This is a genomic window from Anaerococcus sp. Marseille-Q5996 (assembly GCF_946893725.1).
GTDB lineage: Bacteria > Bacillota > Clostridia > Tissierellales > Peptoniphilaceae > Anaerococcus > Anaerococcus martiniensis.
Genome location: NZ_CAMPPE010000002.1, coordinates 1 through 20,572, shown reverse-complemented (window position 1 = coordinate 20,572; position 20,572 = coordinate 1). Strand labels below are relative to the sequence as shown.

General features: G+C 32.8%; 25 protein-coding genes, 10 tRNA genes, 2 rRNA genes and 1 riboswitch. Of the genes, 9 read left to right on the top strand and 28 right to left on the bottom strand.

What is annotated here, in order from left to right; translation table 11 throughout:
- A complete protein-coding gene (locus OC526_RS02540; protein WP_262122021.1) occupies positions 1-579 on the bottom strand; it encodes an NUDIX hydrolase in 579 nt (192 codons plus the stop codon).
- 125 nt (positions 580-704) lie between these two features.
- On the opposite strand from OC526_RS02540, the gene mscL reads away from it, so the two are divergent.
- The 8 genes from mscL (at position 705) to OC526_RS02500 (ending at position 5,380) form a co-directional block, all read left to right on the top strand.
- Positions 705-1,139 carry a large conductance mechanosensitive channel protein MscL gene (gene mscL, locus OC526_RS02535; RefSeq protein ID WP_262122020.1) on the top strand — a complete coding sequence of 145 codons (435 nt, stop codon included), beginning with the start codon at positions 705-707 and terminating at the stop codon, positions 1,137-1,139.
- Between the two features lie 128 nt (positions 1,140-1,267).
- Positions 1,268-1,651, top strand: a complete 384-nt coding sequence (locus OC526_RS02530; RefSeq protein WP_262122019.1) for a GntR family transcriptional regulator — start codon at positions 1,268-1,270, stop codon at positions 1,649-1,651.
- 8 nt (positions 1,652-1,659) lie between these two features.
- Entirely contained in the window at positions 1,660-2,511 is an 852-nt protein-coding gene (locus tag OC526_RS02525) for an ABC transporter ATP-binding protein (protein ID WP_262122018.1), read from the top strand.
- 11 nt (positions 2,512-2,522) lie between these two features.
- Entirely contained in the window at positions 2,523-3,173 is a 651-nt protein-coding gene (locus OC526_RS02520) for an ABC-2 transporter permease (RefSeq protein ID WP_262122017.1), read from the top strand.
- Between the two features lie 2 nt (positions 3,174-3,175).
- Positions 3,176-3,349, top strand: a complete 174-nt coding sequence (locus OC526_RS02515) for a hypothetical protein (RefSeq protein ID WP_262122016.1) — start codon at positions 3,176-3,178, stop codon at positions 3,347-3,349.
- Positions 3,350-3,476: 127 nt separating this feature from the next.
- Complete coding sequence (locus tag OC526_RS02510) at positions 3,477-3,845, top strand: GntR family transcriptional regulator (RefSeq protein ID WP_262122015.1); 369 nt, start codon at positions 3,477-3,479, stop codon at positions 3,843-3,845.
- Complete coding sequence (locus OC526_RS02505) at positions 3,838-4,698, top strand: ATP-binding cassette domain-containing protein (RefSeq protein ID WP_262122014.1); 861 nt, start codon at positions 3,838-3,840, stop codon at positions 4,696-4,698. The genes OC526_RS02510 and OC526_RS02505 overlap by 8 nt, the downstream gene beginning before the upstream one ends.
- Before the next feature lies 1 nt (position 4,699).
- A complete protein-coding gene (locus OC526_RS02500) occupies positions 4,700-5,380 on the top strand; it encodes a hypothetical protein (protein ID WP_262122013.1) in 681 nt (226 codons plus the stop codon).
- 24 nt (positions 5,381-5,404) lie between these two features.
- Here OC526_RS02500 and topA read toward each other — a convergent pair whose 3' ends face one another.
- The 13 genes from topA to OC526_RS02435 form a co-directional block, all read right to left on the bottom strand.
- Positions 5,405-7,459: a type I DNA topoisomerase gene (gene topA, locus OC526_RS02495; RefSeq protein ID WP_262122012.1), complete on the bottom strand. Its 2,055-nt coding sequence runs from the start codon at positions 7,457-7,459 to the stop codon at positions 5,405-5,407.
- A 5-nt stretch (positions 7,460-7,464) separates the two neighbouring features.
- Complete coding sequence (gene dprA, locus OC526_RS02490) at positions 7,465-8,556, bottom strand: DNA-processing protein DprA (protein WP_262122369.1); 1,092 nt, start codon at positions 8,554-8,556, stop codon at positions 7,465-7,467.
- Positions 8,546-8,893 (bottom strand): YraN family protein, encoded by a 348-nt coding sequence (locus OC526_RS02485; RefSeq protein WP_262122011.1) that lies wholly within the window; start codon positions 8,891-8,893, stop codon positions 8,546-8,548. The genes dprA and OC526_RS02485 overlap by 11 nt, the downstream gene beginning before the upstream one ends.
- Positions 8,890-9,513 carry a ribonuclease HII gene (locus OC526_RS02480; RefSeq protein WP_262122010.1) on the bottom strand — a complete coding sequence of 208 codons (624 nt, stop codon included), beginning with the start codon at positions 9,511-9,513 and terminating at the stop codon, positions 8,890-8,892. The genes OC526_RS02485 and OC526_RS02480 overlap by 4 nt, the downstream gene beginning before the upstream one ends.
- Complete coding sequence (gene ylqF, locus OC526_RS02475; RefSeq protein ID WP_262122368.1) at positions 9,510-10,346, bottom strand: ribosome biogenesis GTPase YlqF; 837 nt, start codon at positions 10,344-10,346, stop codon at positions 9,510-9,512. The genes OC526_RS02480 and ylqF overlap by 4 nt, the downstream gene beginning before the upstream one ends.
- Before the next feature lie 91 nt (positions 10,347-10,437).
- A complete protein-coding gene (gene rplS, locus OC526_RS02470) occupies positions 10,438-10,785 on the bottom strand; it encodes a 50S ribosomal protein L19 (protein WP_262122009.1) in 348 nt (115 codons plus the stop codon).
- Positions 10,772-11,479 carry a tRNA (guanosine(37)-N1)-methyltransferase TrmD gene (trmD, locus tag OC526_RS02465; RefSeq protein WP_262122008.1) on the bottom strand — a complete coding sequence of 236 codons (708 nt, stop codon included), beginning with the start codon at positions 11,477-11,479 and terminating at the stop codon, positions 10,772-10,774. Before trmD ends, rplS begins: the two co-directional genes overlap by 14 nt.
- Positions 11,472-11,957, bottom strand: coding sequence for a ribosome maturation factor RimM (rimM, locus tag OC526_RS02460; RefSeq protein ID WP_262122007.1), 486 nt, complete (start codon positions 11,955-11,957; stop codon positions 11,472-11,474). Before rimM ends, trmD begins: the two co-directional genes overlap by 8 nt.
- A complete protein-coding gene (locus OC526_RS02455; RefSeq protein ID WP_262122006.1) occupies positions 11,954-12,178 on the bottom strand; it encodes a KH domain-containing protein in 225 nt (74 codons plus the stop codon). Before OC526_RS02455 ends, rimM begins: the two co-directional genes overlap by 4 nt.
- Before the next feature lie 5 nt (positions 12,179-12,183).
- On the bottom strand, positions 12,184-12,429 hold the full coding sequence (gene rpsP / locus OC526_RS02450) for a 30S ribosomal protein S16 (RefSeq protein WP_101540903.1): 246 nt from the start codon (positions 12,427-12,429) through the stop codon (positions 12,184-12,186).
- 66 nt (positions 12,430-12,495) lie between these two features.
- Entirely contained in the window at positions 12,496-13,848 is a 1,353-nt protein-coding gene (gene ffh / locus OC526_RS02445; protein WP_262122005.1) for a signal recognition particle protein, read from the bottom strand.
- Between the two features lie 11 nt (positions 13,849-13,859).
- Positions 13,860-14,183 (bottom strand): YlxM family DNA-binding protein, encoded by a 324-nt coding sequence (gene ylxM / locus OC526_RS02440; RefSeq protein ID WP_115594946.1) that lies wholly within the window; start codon positions 14,181-14,183, stop codon positions 13,860-13,862.
- Between the two features lie 166 nt (positions 14,184-14,349).
- Positions 14,350-15,051 carry a class I SAM-dependent DNA methyltransferase gene (locus tag OC526_RS02435; RefSeq protein WP_262121992.1) on the bottom strand — a complete coding sequence of 234 codons (702 nt, stop codon included), beginning with the start codon at positions 15,049-15,051 and terminating at the stop codon, positions 14,350-14,352.
- Positions 15,052-15,129: 78 nt separating this feature from the next.
- Positions 15,130-15,217: riboswitch (TPP riboswitch) on the bottom strand.
- Positions 15,218-15,301: 84 nt separating this feature from the next.
- On the opposite strand from OC526_RS02435, the gene tenA reads away from it, so the two are divergent.
- Complete coding sequence (gene tenA / locus OC526_RS02430; RefSeq protein WP_262121991.1) at positions 15,302-15,970, top strand: thiaminase II; 669 nt, start codon at positions 15,302-15,304, stop codon at positions 15,968-15,970.
- 37 nt (positions 15,971-16,007) lie between these two features.
- On the opposite strand, the gene OC526_RS02425 is transcribed toward tenA, so the two are convergent.
- The 14 genes from OC526_RS02425 to OC526_RS02360 form a co-directional block, all read right to left on the bottom strand.
- The gene (locus OC526_RS02425) at positions 16,008-17,273 is read right to left on the bottom strand and encodes a S1C family serine protease (protein WP_262121990.1); all 1,266 of its coding nucleotides are present in this window, start codon (positions 17,271-17,273) and stop codon (positions 16,008-16,010) included.
- Positions 17,274-17,410: 137 nt separating this feature from the next.
- Positions 17,411-18,109, bottom strand: a complete 699-nt coding sequence (locus tag OC526_RS02420) for a cysteine hydrolase family protein (protein ID WP_262121989.1) — start codon at positions 18,107-18,109, stop codon at positions 17,411-17,413.
- Between the two features lie 184 nt (positions 18,110-18,293).
- Positions 18,294-18,370, bottom strand: a tRNA-Arg gene (locus OC526_RS02415).
- Positions 18,371-18,488: 118 nt separating this feature from the next.
- Positions 18,489-18,562: transfer RNA gene (locus OC526_RS02410), tRNA-Gly, on the bottom strand.
- Positions 18,563-18,617: 55 nt separating this feature from the next.
- Positions 18,618-18,692, bottom strand: a tRNA-Gly gene (locus OC526_RS02405).
- Positions 18,693-18,757: 65 nt separating this feature from the next.
- Positions 18,758-18,834 (bottom strand) — tRNA-Asp (locus OC526_RS02400).
- Between the two features lie 86 nt (positions 18,835-18,920).
- Positions 18,921-18,996: transfer RNA gene (locus OC526_RS02395), tRNA-Thr, on the bottom strand.
- A 124-nt stretch (positions 18,997-19,120) separates the two neighbouring features.
- A tRNA-Val gene (locus OC526_RS02390) sits at positions 19,121-19,196 on the bottom strand.
- A 210-nt stretch (positions 19,197-19,406) separates the two neighbouring features.
- Positions 19,407-19,481 (bottom strand) — tRNA-Glu (locus OC526_RS02385).
- 164 nt (positions 19,482-19,645) lie between these two features.
- A tRNA-Met gene (locus OC526_RS02380) sits at positions 19,646-19,722 on the bottom strand.
- 12 nt (positions 19,723-19,734) lie between these two features.
- A tRNA-Met gene (locus tag OC526_RS02375) sits at positions 19,735-19,811 on the bottom strand.
- 76 nt (positions 19,812-19,887) lie between these two features.
- A tRNA-Asn gene (locus OC526_RS02370) sits at positions 19,888-19,962 on the bottom strand.
- A 79-nt stretch (positions 19,963-20,041) separates the two neighbouring features.
- Positions 20,042-20,158: ribosomal RNA gene (gene rrf, locus OC526_RS02365) — 5S ribosomal RNA — on the bottom strand.
- Between the two features lie 295 nt (positions 20,159-20,453).
- Positions 20,454-20,572 (bottom strand): 23S ribosomal RNA (locus tag OC526_RS02360); the annotation flags it as partial.

The following is a 20,572-nucleotide window of genomic DNA, read 5'->3' as shown; positions in this document are numbered from 1 at the left end:
TTAATCTAAACTTTCTATAAAATTTTTTAAAAGTTTTGCAGTCAGTCCCCATATTACAGGGTCAGTATCATAAAAATAAACATCATTAAAACCAGTCCGAAAATTATATTCCCTGCCATTTGGAATTTTATCAAAGGGAAAATCTTCAGGAAAATCCCATCTATATGGTGTGTGGTAGGATTTTGGCCTGTTTTCTTTTAAATAATCTATGTCTATTGCAAAAACTTTTTCCACTTCTTCATTATACTTTATTTCTTCAATTTTTTTATGTATTCGCCCATAAAAAGCTTTAACGTGCATATATGAAGTATTTAAAATCATTGAAGAATAGCCCTGATATTCTATATCATCATAATCTAGCAAAAGTTCTTCCATGGTTTCTCTTACTGCAGCTTCTTCAAAAGTCTCTCCCATTTCTACTCTTCCACCAGGAAAACTAACTTCTCCAGGCTGGGGAATATTTTGAGATCTAACTTCAAAAAGTATATGGTCTTTGCCATTGATTTCAATAATTGGTATAAGCACGGCATAATTTCTTATTTTATCATAAAACTCATCATCAACCAATAAATTTTTCATAATAACCTCTGTTACTTTATCTTATAAAAATATCTTATTTTAGTCAAATCAAAATATTGTTTAGTTTATTCATTTATAGGTATAAGAATAATGTCTGATGACAAATATTTGAAAGGAGAATAATTATGTGGAAAGAATTTAAAAACTTTATCCAAAAGGGTAATGTTCTTGACATGGCTGTTGGTATCATAATGGGTACTGCATTTACAGCAATAGTAAATTCAGTTGTAGAAGATTTATTAATGCCAATCATTACTGGTTTAACAGCAGGAGTAGACTTCCAAGACTTAGTAGTTAATGTAGGTGGTGCAACACTTAAATTTGGTAACTTAATTAACGCTATTATCACATTCCTAATCATTTCATTAGTGCTATTTTTAATTTTAAAATCTATGCACAAAATTGAACCAGTTAGCGATGAACCAACTACAAAAGAATGTCGTTACTGTAAATCAGAAATTGCTATTTCTGCAACAAGATGTCCAAACTGTACATCAGAACTAGAAGGATACCACAACGAACACGCTCATACTCATAGTGAAAATGTAGTTGTAAAATAAGACTTTTAGTTAGAACCACGTAAGTGGTTCTTTTTTTTTTTGCTATATTTAACTTTACATTTTTAATAAACCTGTTATACTGTTATATATACAGTTGTACAATTATAATAAGGAGTTATAAAAACTTAATGGATATACTAATAAATGCGCAAAGTGAAGATCCAATTTACATTCAAATTAAAAATCAAATAATTAAGGCAATTATTGAAGGCAATTTAAAAAACAATGAACAGTTGCCTTCCCTAAGAAGCCTTGCAAAGGAATTAAAGGTAAGCATATTAACTGTAAATAGAGCATATGAAGAACTTGAAAATGAAGGCTTTGTAGTAGGTGTACAAGGAAGCGGATTTTTTGTTGGAGATACTCAGTCACTAATTGTTAAAGAACGATACATTCGTGAAATCGAAAACTTATTTTCCCAAGCTGTAAATCTTGCTAATATTTCTAATCTAGATTTAAAAGATTTAACACAATTACTAGAAATGATATATAAGATTGAAATTAATGATTAGGAGGAAATATGGATAGTGTAATAAGAATTGATAAGCTAATTAAACAGTACAAAAATTTCGAATTAAATGTATCTGCAGACTTCCCAAGGGGATATATAACTGGAATTATTGGTGGAAATGGTGCTGGAAAAACTACATTAATTAATTCTATATTAAATATTATAAAAGCTGATAGTGGGTCTATATATGTGGATGATAATAAAATAAATGACGAAAGCTTCATATATAAGGATAAAATCGGGGTCGTACTAGATTCAAACTTTTTTCCTTCCTTTTGGACATCAGAAACACTAGAAACAGCTATAAGTCCATTTTACAATAACTGGTCTCATAAAAAATATATGAATTACATAGATATATTTAATCTAGATAAAGAAAAAACTATATCTTCCTTGTCAAAAGGCATGCAAATGAAACTGATGCTAGCAGTTGCTCTAGCTCACAATTCAGAAACTCTTATACTTGATGAGCCTACTTCTGGGCTTGATCCTATATCTCGCAATGAATTACTCGAAATACTACAAGAATTTGTACAAACTGAAAGAAATAGTGTTATATTTTCAACTCATATTACCAATGATTTAGAAAAAATAGCTGACTACATTATATACTTAAATGAAGGAAAAATTGATTATAGTGGTTCAAAAGAATTGTTTCTAGAAAATTACCGAATTGTACAAGGACCTAAATCAAAATTAAGCCAAAATATAAAAAAATTTATGATAGCTAATGAAATTTCTTCTTATGGTTTTAAATCATTAATTGAAACAAAAAATATATCGAATTTTAAAAATGATGATTTTCAAATATTAAGTCCTAGTATTGAAGAAATAATGATTTTTAAAAATAAGAATAAATAAAGGAGATACGGATGTCTACAATTAAAATTCAGTGGCAATTAATAAAATCATATCTTTTGCCAATTTTATATTATATGTTAATAGCATCAATTATGACCATACAATCAAGTAGCATAATATTTTCTGCTTTATTAGCAGCTACACTTATGGCTATGAAACTAACATCCCTCCCATTTGAAGTTGATACAAATGAAAATCTAGATAAATTTTATGGATCACTTCCTGTATCGACAAATGACCTTATTAGTTCAAGATATGGTTTGATGATTATAATTGGTTTAATAGGAATTATACTTAGTGTATTTCTAAGATTGATATTAGTACTAATTATTAAAAAAACAATTTCAAGCCCATCAGAAATAATTATCGCAATTATTTTAGGTATGGTGTTCTATGTAATATTAATCTCTATACAACTTCCTTTGTACTATAGATACGGCACTATTAAGGTTAGATTATTTTCTATAATTCCCGTTATATTTTATGTTTTAGGAGTTTCCTTATATATATACACAGATATTTTAAACAATTTAATGAAAATTATTGGCTACTTTAAAAATAATATTTGGGTCTCTATCATACTTATTTTAATAGTAACCTTACTTGTAGGTTATATCTCATTTGCGATTTCAAAGAATGTAGTTAAGCAAAAGGAGCAATAAAAATGGATAATAAGACAAGAAAAAATTTAAATTTTGTAGGTAAATTTATAGCAATCTCGGGAGCCATTCTAGGAATACTCCACATAATTCCTATAAATGGAATTATTCAATTATCATCACTGGGCTTTGGCCTTATACTAATTATTGTAAGCCACATTGATAATAACGATTTATAAAAGAACTATCAATTAAGATAGTTCTTTTTTTTTTTGCAAAATTAAGTTGACAATTAAAAATAAGCTGTTATAATTAAATTAAGTTAGTTAGTCACTTAAGTAACTAACTGATAAGGAGGCTGTATGAATGGATTCTAATAAACTTATTTTTGAACAAGTGGCAGAAATGGTTGAAAATCAAATTCTAGATGGACTTTTAAATCCAGAAGACCAATCCCCATCTACGACGGATTTTGCTAATATATATGGTATAAATCCAGCTACTGCTAGGAAAGGTCTTAATATTTTGGTAGATGAAGGAATACTTTATAAAAAAAGAGGAATGGGCATGTTTGTAACAAGTGATGCAAAAAAAATTATAAGTGAAAAAAGAAAAAATGAATATTTGACTAATATCCTACCAGATTTAATAAAAAATATTCAAATGCTTGGCATAAGTCAAGATGAGCTAATTAAAGAAATTGAGAAAAATTATAAGGAGCTATCTAATGATTGAAGTTAGAAATCTAAAAAAATCCTATAAGGACAAATTAGTCCTTGATCGAATAAATTTAACTTTGGAAAATGGAAAGATTTTTGGACTTGTTGGCAGAAATGGTGTAGGTAAAACTACCTTGATGAAAATCCTATCAAATCAAATATGTGAGTATGAGGGCAATGTAAAAATTAATGGTGTTGACATTAAAAATGATAAATCATTTAAAGAAGACATAGCGATAATCAGTGATGATTTTATAAGTGAAAATCAAAATGGGGAAAAATTAAAAACTCTAATATCTAGTTTCAAAACCCTATCTCCTAATTTCAATCAGAAAAGATTTGATGAGCTGATGACTTTATTTAATATTGATAAAAAGAAAAGATATGATAAATTATCATTTGGTAATAAATCTCTATTTAGGACAATAATTGGCCTATCATCCGGAGCAAAATACTTATATTTAGATGAACCTGCAACAGGACTTGATGAAATAAACAAAGATATGCTTTACAAAAAGATTTTGTCTTACCAAGATCATGACAATTCTACAATCATCCTATCATCTCATCTTTTAAAAGATATAGAAAAAATCGCTGATGATGTCATAATTCTTAAGGGTCAAAAAGTAATTATCAATGACTCTGTAGAAGCACTTTCAGAAAGTTCTCTAAAAATAACTCTAGATCCTAATGACCTTAGCTTGCTAGATGGTAAGAATATCATACATACAAACAATATTGGCGGACAAGTTATAGCATATGTTTATGATCGATTTACTAGAGCTGAACTTGAAAACTTGAGGGCAAAGTCTGTCGTTCAGCCAATGCCACTTGATGAATTATTTAAGTCATTGAATATGGAGGTTTAATATGAATGGAATTACAAAAGTTATAAAAGCTTCCTTGAAGCTAGATTTAAGAGGACTACTCGGTGCCTTTATAGGTATTATTTTTGGCAGTTTGGTAGCATATTTTGGTTTAGGCAAAGAAATCATGAAAGAAATTGGAACTAGTGGAATTAATACAATTTTGCTGATTTTAAGTGGAATGATGATAATAGCCATAGTTGTTATAGTAGCAATGTCCCAGGCCCAATCCATGGGCGATATTCTCCCAACTGCTAGCAAACTAGGTAATAAGAGAAATGATATTGCTTGGGGATTGCTTTTAAAGGATATTATAATCACGTTAATAGCTGTAATAATGTTAAAGCTAATTGTAGATTTTATAGTGGGAGTATATATAAATAGTCCTAGTTTTGAGGATGATTCTTTAAGCAAAACAATTATGAATCTGTCATTAAATGAAGCATTATTGAAATTTGTTTTAAATTTATTAAGCATATCAGTAATTGCATCTGTAATTTCCTACTTATTAAAAGTAAACCCACTTATTGGATGTGTTATAGGACTTGTACTTTCAAGTGCATTCAACTCAAGCTCCCTTACCTTTGATGCTATTACTAATAATTTATGGTTAAGCCTTCTACTAGTAATTATCAGCCAAGCATTTAGATTTTATGTAATAAAAAAAATAGATGTAAGATTTTAAATTAATAGAGATGAGAAATTATTCTCATCTCTTCTTTTCTTTTATATAATCACAGTTAGCACATCTTATCTCATCGACTCTTCTATTTTTCTTATGAACTAAAAGGTCACCACATTCTGGGCACTTTTCTCCTGTTGGTGGATCCCATACTGCATATTCGCATTTTGGATAATTATCACAGGCATAAAATCTTTTACCCTTTTTGCTAACTTTTTCGATAATTTCTCCAGTTTTGCATTTTGGACAAGTAACTCCAGTAGTTTTTACTATTGATTTTGTAAAATTACATTCTGGAAAATTGGTACAACCGATAAATTTACCATTTCTGCCGTGTTTTATAGCTAGAGCATGACCGCATTTTGGACATTTTTCATCTAAAACTTCATCTTTGACCTTATAATCTGTATCATCTTTTTTGACATTTTTCATGTCTTTTTCAAAACCAGTATAGAAATTGCCCAATACGTCTTTCCAATATATTTTATGTTCGGCGATCTTATCCAATTGATTTTCCATATCTGCGGTAAATTCTACATTTATTATGTCATCAAAATTCTCTTGCAAGAAGTCATTTACAGTAAAACCAAGTTCTGTTGGATAAATAGACCTGCCCTCGTATTCTACATAGTTTCTATTTACAATTTGGTTTATTGTTGCTGAATAAGTTGAAGGACGTCCAATGCCAAATTCTTCAAGGACCTTTACTAGACTTGCTTCAGTATATCTTGCTGGTGGATTTGTAAAGTGTTGGTCTTTTTTTATTTTTGTAGCAGATATTACATCTCCCTCTTTAAGCTCTGGAAGGATATTTTCATTTTCAAGGCCCCCACTTATTTTGTTAAATCCTTCAAAAATAGTGATTTTACCATTTGATTTAAAAATTAAGCCATTATTATCAAAATTAATTGTAGTTGAAAGGTATTCATAATCTGTCATTTGTGATTGAACAACCCTTGTCCAAATCAATTTGTAAAGCTTATATTGTTGGTCTGATAAATAAGGTTTTACTGAGATAGGGTCTCTAAAAATTGATGTTGGACGTATGGATTCGTGGGCATCTTGGCTGCCTTTTTTCTTGCCCCCATGATTATTGCCCTTTCCAGCATACTTATCTCCATATTTATCTTTTATATATTTTAAAGACTCTCCCACAATTTCTGATGAAATTCTTGTAGCATCAGTTCTCATATAGGAAATCAAACCAACAGATCCATCTCCTACATCTATACCTTCAAAAAGTTGTTGGGCCAATTGCATGGTATATTTTGTAGAATATCCCAATTTATTTGATGCATCTTGTTGGAGGGTTGATGTTGTATAAGGTTTTGGTGGTTTACGAGATTTTTTTGTCTTCTTAACTTCTACTACCTTAAAATTGTCCTTATCTATAGCATCTAATACCTTATTAGCACCAGATTCATTTGAGATTTTTATCCTTTTACTAGGCTTACCATAAAATTCTGATATAAATTTTGTATTATCGTGGTTATGGTCAGCAGTTATAGTCCAGTATTCTTCTGGTACAAAGGCATCTATTTCTTTTTGTTTTTCTACAATTAGTTTTAGCGCAACTGATTGAACACGGCCAGCTGAAAGACCAGATTTTACTCGCTTCCACAAAATAGGACTTATTTCATAACCTACTATCCTATCCATAACCCTTCTAGCTTGTTGGGCATCTACTAAATTTTGGTCGATTTGCCTTGGAGCTTTGATGGCATTTTTTACATTTTCCTTTGTAATTTCATGAAATTCTACACGATTTTTATCTTTTGGATCAAGACCCAAAAGATATTCTAAATGCCAGCTAATGGCTTCACCTTCCCTATCCGGGTCAGTTGCCAAGTAAACTTTATCTGCCTTATCAGCTTCTTTTTTAAGTTCATTTATAGTTTTTGCCCTGCCCCTTACTTTTATGTATTCAGGTTCAAAGTTATTTTCTATATCTACACCAAATTTTGACTTTGGTAGGTCACGCAAGTGTCCTATGGTCGCCATTACCTTATAATTGCTACCTAGCATCTTGCCGATCGATCTTGCTTTTGTTGGGGATTCTACTATCACTAAATTTTTAGCCAAGCTTTTCACCTCTTTGTTGTAAATTCATTATTTCCAATATTTTCTATATAATCTCTAAGTTCGAGCGATGTTAAAAGATAATTAATTTCATCTATATTATATGATAAATTTGCTGCAAGTAAGTCTGCAGTAGTATTTGGATTTTCTTCGATATATCTTACTATTTCTAGCTCATCATTTGCAAGTGATGAGTAATCAGTAATTGATTTTATTTGATTTATATCCAATAGATAATCAAGTTCTTCTAGGATATCATCAGCACTTGTAATTAATTTGCTACCCTCTTGGATAAGTTTATTTGTACCCTTAGAATAAATAGAATTTATATTTCCAGGCACTGCAAAGACTTCTTTGCCTTGCTCTAAAGCACACCTAGTTGTAATCATGGTTCCAGATTTTTCTTTTGCTTCAATAACTACTGTTGCAAGCGAAATACCGGATATAATTCTATTTCTTCTTGGGAAATTATAGGGTTTTGGTTCAGTTCCTAGGGGGAATTCTGATAAAATTAGTCCATTATTTTCTAGTTGTTCATACAAATTGCGGTTTTGTTTGGGATAAATTTTATCTATGCCACATCCAATAATACCAATACTCCTGCCAGCAACTTCCAAAGTTGATTTATGGCAAATTGCATCTATCCCATAAGCAAGTCCAGATACAGTTGTAATTCCCTCAGCAGAAACCCCTTGACTTAAAGTTTTACAAGCCCATTTACCGTAATCAGTGCATTTTCTTGCACCTACAAAGGCGATGGAGTTTTTATCTTTTTCGTGGTTTAGTTCACCCTTATAAAATAATATAGCAGGCCTATCTTCAATATATCTAAGGTTTTCTGGATAATCTTCATCTAAAATAGTTACGTAATTATATCCATATTTACTAACTTTTTCATGGTAATCTTTAAAATCTTCAATGGATTTAGCATTAAATATTTTTTCATATATCTTATCTATTAAAAAATCTAAATCTATCCTAGATTTGTCAAAGAAATTATCAAAACCTATGGTTTCATTAATCTTTAAAATGACACGATTATCTAAAAATATGTAGTTTAAGTATAATATTATTTCTCTATTTGTGTATTTAGAATGCATTTTCAATATAATTTATCTTTCTACTTTCAGTAAATACTTCCGCCACATCAAATCTCATTATATAATTTGTAAGATTGTTCTCAATTAGATAAGTTTGGCTAGCCTTTGCGATGCGTTGTTGCTTATAAAAGTTTACTGCTTCTCTGGGATAGCCAAATTTTACATTTTTTCTAGCCTTTACTTCCACAAAACAAACTATATCATTTTTCATAGCAATTATGTCAATTTCCCCATAGGGTTTTAGGTAGTTACGGTCTAGGATTTCATAGCCATTTTCTATTAGAAAGCTAACAACTATCTCCTCACCAAGGTCACCTATTTTTCTTTTTTCACTCATAAAAAACTTTCCTGTTTGGCATAATATTTTTTCAAAAAACTTAGTCTATGGATGGGAGTAATTCCATTGTTATCAATAGCCTCGTAATGTTTTTTTGTCCCGTAGCCTACATTTGTATCAAAAGAATATTCTGGATAGATTTTTGAAAAATTAATCATAATATCATCCCTACGGATCTTTGCTAAAATCGATGCACAGGAAATAGCATATTCATTTAAATCTCCCTTTACAATATTTAATTGAGGAATATTTGAGTCAATTCTTTCTGCATCTATTAGCAAAATTTCTGGCTTTATATTTAAATTCTCAACTGCATTTTTCATTGCAAATAGGGTTGCCTGCCTGATATTTATCTCATCTATCAAATTATTATTGGCATAGCCATAAGAAACCGCAAGGGCATCATCTATGATTTGCTCTTTTAATTCTAACATTTTTTTACGACTTAGCTTCTTAGAATCAGTTACCCCTTCGATTTTAGAATCTTTTTTCATGATTACGGCACAAGTTACCACAGGTCCTGCCAAGGGTCCGCGGCCTACCTCGTCCACTCCTGCTATTAATGAATATTTTTCATATATTTGTTTTTTTATTTGATCATTATATTCTGAATATTTCATGGGCGCTCTAATGTAATTTTTCCAAGTTTGCCTGACCTAAAATCTGTTAAAATTATATTTGCAGTTCTAGTATAGTCAAAATCTCCACCCTTTGTGACTGCTCCACGTTTTCTGGCTATATCTTCATAGATTTCTAGGGCTGGTTTTTCTGGATCTACACCGTATCTTTCATTTAGACTTTGTGGATAATCTTCTTTCATTTTTTCTAAAAATTTAAGAGTTAAATCTTCAATATTTAAAATTTCATCTTTTATGGCATGGGTGTAGGATAAGTTTAGTCCGGTTTCTTCGTCAAATTTTGGCCAAAGTACTCCTGGTGTGTCTAGAAGTTCTATATTTGCATTTGTTTTTATCCATTGCTTGGTTTTTGTAACACCTGGTCGGTTTCCTACGTTTGCAGATTTTCTTTTTGCAACATTATTTATAAAGGTAGATTTGCCTGCATTTGGAATACCTACTATCATCATTCGAATGACTTTATTTTCAATGTTTTTTGCCTCTATTCGCTCAAATTTTTCAGAAAGCTCTGCCTTTGCCATATCATAAATTCTAGATACATTTATTTTTTCCTTAGAATTCATAAGTGTGGCAGCTATTCCCTCTTCTTTAAATTTATTAATCCACATTTTATTTACCTTACTATCGGCTAGGTCTGATTTGTTCATCACTATTAAACGCGGCTTATCTCCCAAAATCTCATCAAGCATAGGATTTCTGGATGATTCTGGTATGCGGGCATCTATTATTTCTAGGACTATATCTACTAGTTTTAAGTTATTTTGGATCTCTTCCTTGGTCTTTTTCATGTGACCTGGATACCAATTTATATTCATTGCCATATTTATCTCCCTCTAGACATGCTAGCTTTATTATATCAAAATTTTTGTAATAAAAAAGCTGCATATTAAATATACAGCCTTAATTTTAGTAGTTTGTTTTTTCTTTTACTTTTGTAGCTTTACCTTGACGACCACGTAGGTAGTTAAGTTTTGCACGACGTACTTTACCGTGTCTTGTTACTACAAGTTTTTCGATTCTTGGTGAGTTGTAAAGGAAAGTTCTTTCAACACCTACACCGTAAGAAATTCTTCTTAGTGTGAATGCTTTGTTTACTCCACCTTCTTTGATTTTGATAACTGTACCTTCAAAGTCTTGAAGTCTAGTTTTTTCACCTTCTTTAATTCTATAAGATATTCTAACTGTATCTCCTACGTTAAAGTCATATTGATCTTCACGTAAGTTTTCTTGTTCAATTTTTTTAATTAAGTCCATTTTCATTCTCCTCTCTTAGGAATTTTTCATATAAGTCTGGTCTGACTCTTTTTGTTTTTTCTATTGCACTTTTTTTATTCCAAGCTGCAATTTTTTTATGGTCACCACTTAATAAATCCTGTGGCACCATGTATCCATTAAATTCGCGTGGCTTGGTAAATTCATCTTGCTGCAATAATGTATTGTAATGTGAATCTGTAACTAGGGATTCTTCCTTACCAACTACACCTTCTATAAATCTTGCCATAGAGTCGATTACAACCATAGCTGGGATTTCACCACCTGTTAGGACATAATCGCCAATTGAGATTTCATAATCTACATAGTGGTTGGTTATTCTTGCATCTATGCCTTCATAGTGGCCACAAATAAGTATAAGATGTTTAATTTCTGCAAAGTCGATTGCTAATTTCTGATTGAATTGAGATCCTGCAGCAGACATATAGGCTACCTTGGATCCTGGTTTTTTTACAGACATTAAAGCATCATATATAGGTTGTGGTCTCATAAGCATTCCTGCTGCTCCACCATAAACGGTATCATCTACATGATTATGTTTATTATTTGAAAAATCTCTTATATTTACAAATTCAAGTTCTAATAATCCTTTTGAAATAGCCTTGCCTATGACTCCATAAGTCTTTAGAAATTCAAAACTTTCTGGAAATAGGGTCAGGATGGTTATTTTATTCATAGTCACTAAAGTTTTCTACTTCTATAAAGCCATTTTCTATATCAACATTTTTTACAGTAGCATTTAAGGCTGGAAAGTAAACTTCATCTTTTTCTGTTTTTATGACATAAACATCATTTGGGTAAACGCCTGTGATGACATCTGTGATTTTGCCTACTGTTTGCCCATGGCTTTTCACATCTAGTCCAACTAACTCAAAAACATAATACTCATCTTCATTGAGCTCTCCAAGCTCAGAATCTTCTATGGTTATATCTTTGCCCACAAATTTAAGAACATCATTTATATCGTCATATTCGTTAAATTTGATAACCTTTAAACCTTTTTGATCAAAGGATGATTCTACTGTAAGCTCCTCATCTCCGATTAGTAATTTTGCCCCGTTTTCAAATCTTTTTTCATAATCACTTAGGCTTTTTACTTTCAGATTGCCACGTACACCGTGGGTAGTTACTATCTCTGCTACTGTTATTCTCATATTTTTATATTAACCTTAACATTTTCTTTTATAGCTGCTGATCTTGCGATAGTACGGATTGAGTTTATAATATTTCCTCTTACTCCTATCACTCTGCCCTTATCAGACTCAGCTACATGGATTATGATATTAACTTCACCGTCATTGCGGCTTTCTTCGATTTCTACTTGATCTTTTTCTTCTACAAGTTCTTTTACTATTGTTTCTACAAGTTCTTTCATAATTCTTAAGCTAGTACATCATTGTCATTGAAAAGTTTTTCAACGATTGATGTTGGTTTTGCACCAGTGCCAACCCAATATTTTGCTCTTTCATTATCGATTTTAAATTCTTTAGGTTCGCTTACTGGATTGTAATATCCGATTTCTTCGATGAATTTACCATCTCTTGGGCTTCTGCTATCTGCTACAACAACTCTGTAGAATGGTCTTTTCTTTTGTCCCATTCTTTTTAATCTAATTTTTACTGCCATTTTTACTTCCTTTCATTTTGACGTTTTAGAAACAAATTTAATATTTATTAATAGTTTGTCTAGCTATTAAAAAGGAAATTTAGGCATTTTTGGCATTCTCATGCCTCTTCCTTTTTTGCCTTTTCCTTGCATATTTGAAACTTGTTTCATCATTTTTTTCAGTTCTTTAAACTGTTTTAAGAGTTTGTTTAACTCTTTTACATTAACTCCAGATCCTTTTGATATACGATCTTTGCGGTTTTTGCCGATTATTTCTGGTTTTTCACGCTCTGCTGGTGTCATGGAGCTTATAAGTGCTTCAATTCTTTCAAAACCTAAGTCATCTACGTTGATTTGTTTTAGCATTTTGTTATTTACACCAGGTATCATTGCAAGTAAGTCTTCTAATGGACCCATATTCCTGATTTGGTTGATTTGTTCCATAAAATCATCTAGGGTATAGGTTTGATTTCTCATCTTTTCTTCAAGCTCTTTGGCATTTTGAAGATCGATTTGGGCTTCTGCTTTTTCTATTAAAGATAAAACATCTCCCATTCCTAAAATCCTATTTGCCATCCTATCTGGATAAAATGGCTCTAGGTCTTCTAGTTTTTCACCTACACCAACAAATTTTATTGGTTTTCCAACTACTTGTCTTATGGATAGGGCTGCCCCACCTCTAGCATCACCATCAAGCTTGGTGAGTATTACACCGGTGATGTCTAGGTATTCATCAAAAGTTTTTGCAACATTTACTGCTTCTTGTCCTGTCATAGCATCTACTACTAGGAGGATCTCGTCAGGTTTTGTTGCTTCTTTGATTGCTTTTAGCTCTTCCATCAAATCAGTATCTATTTGAAGACGTCCTGCTGTATCGAGGATGACTGTATCATAATTATTTGCCCTTGCAAAATCTTTTGCATTTTGAGCTGTAATTACTGGGTCTTGTTTGCCCTCTTCAAAAACTGGAACTCCCGCTTTGCTACCAACTACTTTTAATTGGTCAATAGCTGCCGGCCTATAAATATCTAGGGCTGCTAGCATTGGATTTCTGTTTTCGCTTTTAAGTTTATATACTAATTTACCTGAGTGAGTGGTTTTACCAGAACCTTGAAGCCCAACCATCATTACCATATGTGGTGTGCTTCCTTTAAGATCTAGTTTGGAGTTTTCTTTTCCCATCAAATTGGTTAGCTCTTCATTTACGATTTTAACTACCATTTGACCTGGGCTTAGTGACTGCATGACATCTTCGCCTAGTGCGCGTTCTTTAACTGTTTTTACAAATTCTTTTACGACTTTGTAGTTAACATCAGCTTCAAGAAGTGAAAGTCTTATCTCTCTCATTGCACTATCGATGTCTTTTTCTGTTAATTTTCCTTTTCCGGTTAGTTTTCCAAGGGTTTCTTGGAGTCTGTCGGATAGGCCTTCAAACACCATATTATCACTCCCTAAATTTTTTCAATTTCTTCTGTTATTTTTTCAATTGCTTGTTCATAATTTGAACTTTCCATCAGCTCTCTTATACTCATAAGAGCATCCTTGAGCCCCTCTTTTTTTTCTAGCAAAGAAAGCTCATCTTCAAACTCAAATAATTTGTCAACTGAACGAGTCATCATATCTGAAATTGCTTGCTTGGATTTGTTATTATTATCCGCAATCTCTTGTAGGGACAAGTCTTCGTTGTAATAGCAATTTATAACATCACGTTGTTTTTCATTTAGTAGCGGTCCATAAATGTCGAATAGTTCGGCCACTTTAACAATTTTTTCCATAATGCTCCACTAATTTTTTTGTAATTTTCAACAAATTACCTTGTCAAGCTTTTTACTTGACTTATGCATTATACAACGTATTCAAAGTAGTGTCAAGGATTTTTCTTGACATATAAAAAGAAGACCAATTGGCCTCCTTTTAATGCTTATTAATTATGTTTATAACTTATTTTTCTGCTACTATTGCAACATATGATCCCTTGTCATATCCTTCTACCGCTTCTTCTACATAGTCATCTGAATATGCTGGATCTGTTGTAAGAGTTTGATAATATTTGAAGTCTTTAAATCCAATATTTTCTAAAATATCACGTTTTTCTGGTGTAGTTGTCATTACTGTTGATGTAATTAATTCTATTGGATATGGTGATTTTGGTAAAATACCATCGAAATTTGGCAAATCAAATGTTTTTGCGTGGCTTGCAAATTGGTAAAGAATTCCAAATGAACTTTCTTTTGGCACATCGATTACTACAATGTGTCCGCCTGGTTTTAGTGCTTTATAAACTGTTTTGTAAGCACTTTCTAAGTCTTCTATATATGTTGATGAACCATTAAGGTAAATACAGTCGTAGTGATTTTCTTCTAGTTTGGAATCTTCAATTATGCCAACAATTACATTTAAACCTCTTTTTTCAGCTATGGCAGCCATATCTTCTGATGGTTCTAGTCCGTCTGTGATTGTAATTCCCCTATCTTTTAGAGAAACTTCAAACAATCCACTACCACAGCCAACTGATAATGATTTTTCTGTATTTACACTTTTTAGAGCCATTTCTACAACATTTAGCTCTGTTAAATACATATTTTCATTTTCCATAAACCATTCATCATATTTATTAGCATAACCGTCAAACTTTGCTTTCATTACATTCTCCTTTATTATATCCAAATTCACAATTAAAAAATAAAAAACTCTTTTTTCTTATATTCGGAAAAAAGAGTTGTCATTGCCTTTTTATTTCCCTACGAAACTATTATGTTTATCAGGTTTGCGGGTATAATCTCAGCACTTGGCACCCCGAATATAAAAGTAATATTTAATTGTTACTTATACTATATCAGTTATATAGAAAATTTAAAGTAATATCGGGTATGGTCTATGTATTGGAGGATTTATGAAATTTATTGACTATTTATACGAAAAAACTGAGGACATTTGGCAAGAGCTTTACAACCATCCTTTTATACTAGGTTTGATTAATGGGGACCTTGAAGTATCTAAATTTAAATATTATCTTGAAGAAGACTACATTTACCTATGGGACCATGTCAAGATTTTTGCCATTGGTATTACAAAAACAAATAATAAGGAAATCATCCGCAAGTTTTCCTATCTATTAAATAATTGCATGGAAAATGAGATGGCTATCCACCGTGGGGTTATGCGTGATTTTGGTATAGATGTGGATGAAATTGAAAAAAGACCTTCAAATCTTACTAATCTTTCTTATTCAAATTATAGGATTTCTCAATCATTAATTGGTGGCTATGAAGAAATCTTAATGGTCCTTATGGCTTGTGATTTGGGTTATGTAAATATTTTTAGATATATTGATAAGGTAAATCCCGAAGCCAAAAACCATGATATCTACGGAAAATTCATAACTGGATACCTAGATCCTGTTTATCTTTCATATGTAGATGGTACGGTTGATGAGATTAATGAAATTGGCATGGATATGACTGATACAAAAAGAGATATTTTGATAGATATTTTCAAAAACTGCCTGCTCTATGAACTTAAATTCTGGGATATGGTTTATAACGAGGGCGATTTATTTTAAGTAAAAAAGCTTGCTAAATTTAAGCAAGCTTTTATTTTTATGGAAGATTATAAAATGGATTTGATCTTTCCCTATCCTCTTCATTTTTTTCTATTTTATTTTCTGGACTGGCTTGTTTATATTCATCTACATTTGATGAATCTATAGAAAATGTAAAGTTAATCTTTTGCTCTTTTCCATCTCTTATTAATGTGATTTCTGCACTTTGACCTATTTGATAATCAAGAAGAACTTTTCTTAGTGATGCCATATCTGTAACTTTTTTGCCGTCAACAGCAGTGATTACATCTCCTTTTTGGAAAATTCCATTTTGATCAAAGTTATTAAATACATAAACTCCTTCTACATCTTCAAGTGCTCCCATATTTGCTTGTGGGAATTGTTTAAAGTAGTCTAGAGATTGGCCAGTTATTCCTAGATAAACTGACTTATATTCTCCATTTTTTATAATTTGATCAATTACATTTTTTACTGTATTTATTGGTATTGCAAAACCAATCCCATCACTGTTACCAGCTTTTGCAGAGTTGATACCGATTTGTTGGCCCTTTGAGTTTAGCAATGCACCACCAGAGTTTCCTGAGTTTATAGCTGCATCTGTTTGCATTAAACCATCCATTTGTGCCCCGGTTTGAAAACTTACTGTACGATTAAGTCCTGAGATTATTCCACTAGTTACTGTGGATTGGAGTTCAAAACCAAGTGGATTTCCAATAGCTACAACCCTATCACCTACTCCAACCTTATCACTATCAGCTAGCTCCATTACTGGCAGGTTTTTCTTTTCTACCTTAATAATAGCAAGGTCAAGAGTTGAGTCATTCCAAACTAATTTTGCAGGCGCTGTTGTCCCATCATTGAAAAGCACACTTATTTCACTAGCTTCTCCATTACTTATAACATGGGAGTTAGTTAGGATATATCCATCGCTGCTAACAATAGATCCTGATCCGATACCTTCCACATATCCAGATTGTGGACCCCAAAAAGTATTTTGGGTTACTTGAGACTTAGTTGTAATACCAACAACGCTATCTATAGATTTTTTCACAACCTTAGATTCCATAGAAGAATCACTTTCATCATCAAGGTTTCCTATACTTTTATCTATTTGATTTTTAGAAACATTTGCTTGTTCAGCCTGGGTTTGTGGAGGATCTACCGCCTCTGTATTAGAATCATTACTCATGGCTCCTAATCCGCCTGTTAAGAAAAATATTAAAAGCCCACCTACCAAAGCTCCCGTTAGGCCTGATAGAAAATATGGCAAAGAAGAATTTTTATTTGAAGGTCTTTTAGACATAATTAATTCCTTTCTATAATTTTTATTTGATTATATCTATATGATACTCCATTAGTAGTTAAGATATTATAAAGAAATTAATCTATATCAAAATTTTTCAATAAAAAAGGAGCCAAAAGGCCCCCTATAATTTTTTCTTACTTACTTTCTTCTAGTAATTTTAAAGTATCTTCAGTGCTTAATACATAAGTATAAATCACATTCATTATTTTTAGTTCTGCATCGTGGAGTTCTTCTGATGCTGCAATACAGGCATCATGAACAGTGATAACATTATAGCCTGCATCAGCAAGTCCTCTTACAGTTGAAGCTACACATTGGTCAGTAACCATACCACATACAACTACAGTTTCAATATCCATATTGTCTAGTAGATGTAGGTAATTAGTTCCTGTTGTTACTGAATCAGTTGTCTTATAAACAACAATTTCATCATCGATTGGTTTTAGAGGGTCAACCACCTCTGCCGCAAATGAATTAACTGGCATAAGCATATTATTCCAGCCCTCAGATTTTTGAACTGGAGATCTATCTCTACCATCTTCTCTTTGGCAAGCGATTAGACCATATGAAACTAGCAAATCATTGTCTCTAAAATAATTTAGAACTTTTTCAGTATTTGGAAGGGCAACTTCATGCATTTTATCAAAATATGGTTTCCAAGATTCCCACATGCCCTGTTCTTTAAATTCTTTAGCTTCACCAAAATCAGTTAGGCAAAACTCATTTTGATAGTCAACAATTAAAAGAATTGTTTTTGAAAGATCAATGTCTAAATCAGGAAAATCTTCTACATGCTCATAATATTTAGATACAAACTTTCTGTCTAATTTCATATTATCCTCCATAATTATATTCTAGCTATTGAATTACACCATTGTGTTAAAGTTTTGTCTTTATAGTTATTATAACATAATTAAAACATTTTCCAATATCAAACATTGATCGGTCGTAGTAAGTCTCGTAACAAATAAAAATAACCCCTCGTAAAGATTGAATTTACAAGGGTTATAATAAAAGTGGCGCGTCATTGAGGATTCGAACCCCAGGCCTTCTGGTCCGTAGCCAGACGCTCTATCCAGCTGAGCTAATGACGCAAAAATTTAGTTTTTTGTGCGCTCAAGAAGCTTATGCTTCTCTCGCTTAGTTCTTCGGATTCGCTACGCTCATCTCGAAGATTTCAGATGCTATGCATCTGAAACACTACAAGTGATTTGGAGCGGGTGAAGGGAATCGAACCCTCGCAACCAGCTTGGAAGGCTGGGGCTCTACCACTGAGCTACACCCGCATATTAAAAAATCACCAAACCAAACATCGGTTGTTCGGGATATCTGGTGATATAGTGGAGCGGATGACGAGATTCGAACTCGCGACCCTCGCCTTGGCAAGGCGATGCTCTACCACTGAGCCACATCCGCATAAATATATAATAGTATTATAAAAAAATCAATTTTTCCTAAAATTTTGGTAATAAAAATTTAAATGGCGACTCGGATGGGATTCGAACCCACGACCTCCGCCGTGACAGGGCGGCATTCTAACCAGCTGAACTACCGAGCCATTAAACAGCCGATATTATTTTATTCTCTCGGCTAAAGCCTTCTTACATTACATGAATCCAAATAAAAATGTTGAACAGACTTATTTGGAGCTGATGATAGGACTTGAACCTACAACCTATTGATTACAAATCAATTGCTCTGCCAATTGAGCTACATCAGCGTACCTATGTAAAGGGTTGGGCTAGGGTAATATTTACCCTAGTAAATAAATTCACTAACTTTTCTAGCTTAAATCTTAAACTTCTCAATAGAAAATCTTTTATAAGCCATCCATGCTAGCATTATGGTGGAAGTAACAGGGCTCGAACCTGTGACCCCCTGCTTGTAAGGCAGATGCTCTCCCAACTGAGCTATACTTCCATATTTTACCTAATAAATAAGATGAAGATTCTGTAAAACGGAGTCTGGGATTCGTAACCCAGTCCCTTGTAGGGTGAAAAGTACAAAGTACTTTTCATTTTCGAGATGAATCAAAGCGTAAGCTATTGATGAATCCGAAAAACTTACCACCGTCGGTGGTATCCCCGTTAAACGAAGACTATCTCTTTTATATAAAGGCAAAAATAATAGTGGTGACCCTACCGGGATTCGAACCCGGGATACCACCGTGAAAGGGTGGTGTCTTAACCGCTTGACCATAGGGCCATATAAAAATTATTATATATGTAAGATATTTAATTTAACCGCTTTACGAACCTAACTTAGCGAACGTTAGTGAGCTTTAGTAGGTTCTATGCAACTCATTTCCCAAGAGGCTTTTGCCGATTGGCTAGAAATGATCTGCTGACCATAGGGCCTTATTAAAATAGTGGTAGCGAAGGACGGACTTGAACCGCCGACACTCCGGGTATGAACCGAATGCTCTAGCCAGCTGAGCTACTTCGCCATATAAATTAAATGGTTGCGGGAGCAGGATTTGAACCTACGACCTTCGGGTTATGAGCCCGACGAGCTACCAAACTGCTCCATCCCGCGATATATTAGTCCTCGGCTCCGCCTGCGGTATTTAGTGCTTAGGCACGACTCCTCTAGAAGCCGGAGGGGCTAATTATGGCGCTCAGGGTGGGACTCGAACCCACAACCTACCGGTTAACAGCCGGGTGCTCCACCATTGAGCTACCTAAGCATATATTTTTTATACTTAACATATTTTTTTAGTATACATTTAATACTTTACTAGCCATAGTGGCTAGTATGTATTAGATGTTTAGCAACTTCCTACTCTACCGGGAGGTCACCCTCCGAGTACCATCGGCGTTAGTAAGCTTAACTTCTGTGTTCGGTATGGGAACAGGTGTATCCTTACTGCCATCGTCACTATATTCTTGACCTAACCCAAAAACTTGTTTTTGCTGGTAGGTCAAATGTCGCGAAATAGAAATCTCTGATTTCGTTCTGTAGCCGACCTGCCAATTTTAAAATTTAGGTTAGTATTTTCGAACCTTCTAAATAGCCGCTCAGTTAAACTTACCATCATACGGATTGATTGTCCATACGATTGGTTCGTAAGTGTCTACCAAGCTTAAGACCTACGGCCTTAACCATTGGGACACTCTGAACGAGGTCCTTCCATCATTTTAGCTTTGCTAAAATGGGATAGGACTCTCAACAATATTTCCAGTCAAGATTTAAAGTTTAGTATCCATTAGCTTAATGCATTACTGCACTTACACCTTGGACCTATCTAACGTATTTTCTTTACGTACTTTTAGAAATCTTATCTTGAGGGTTGCTTC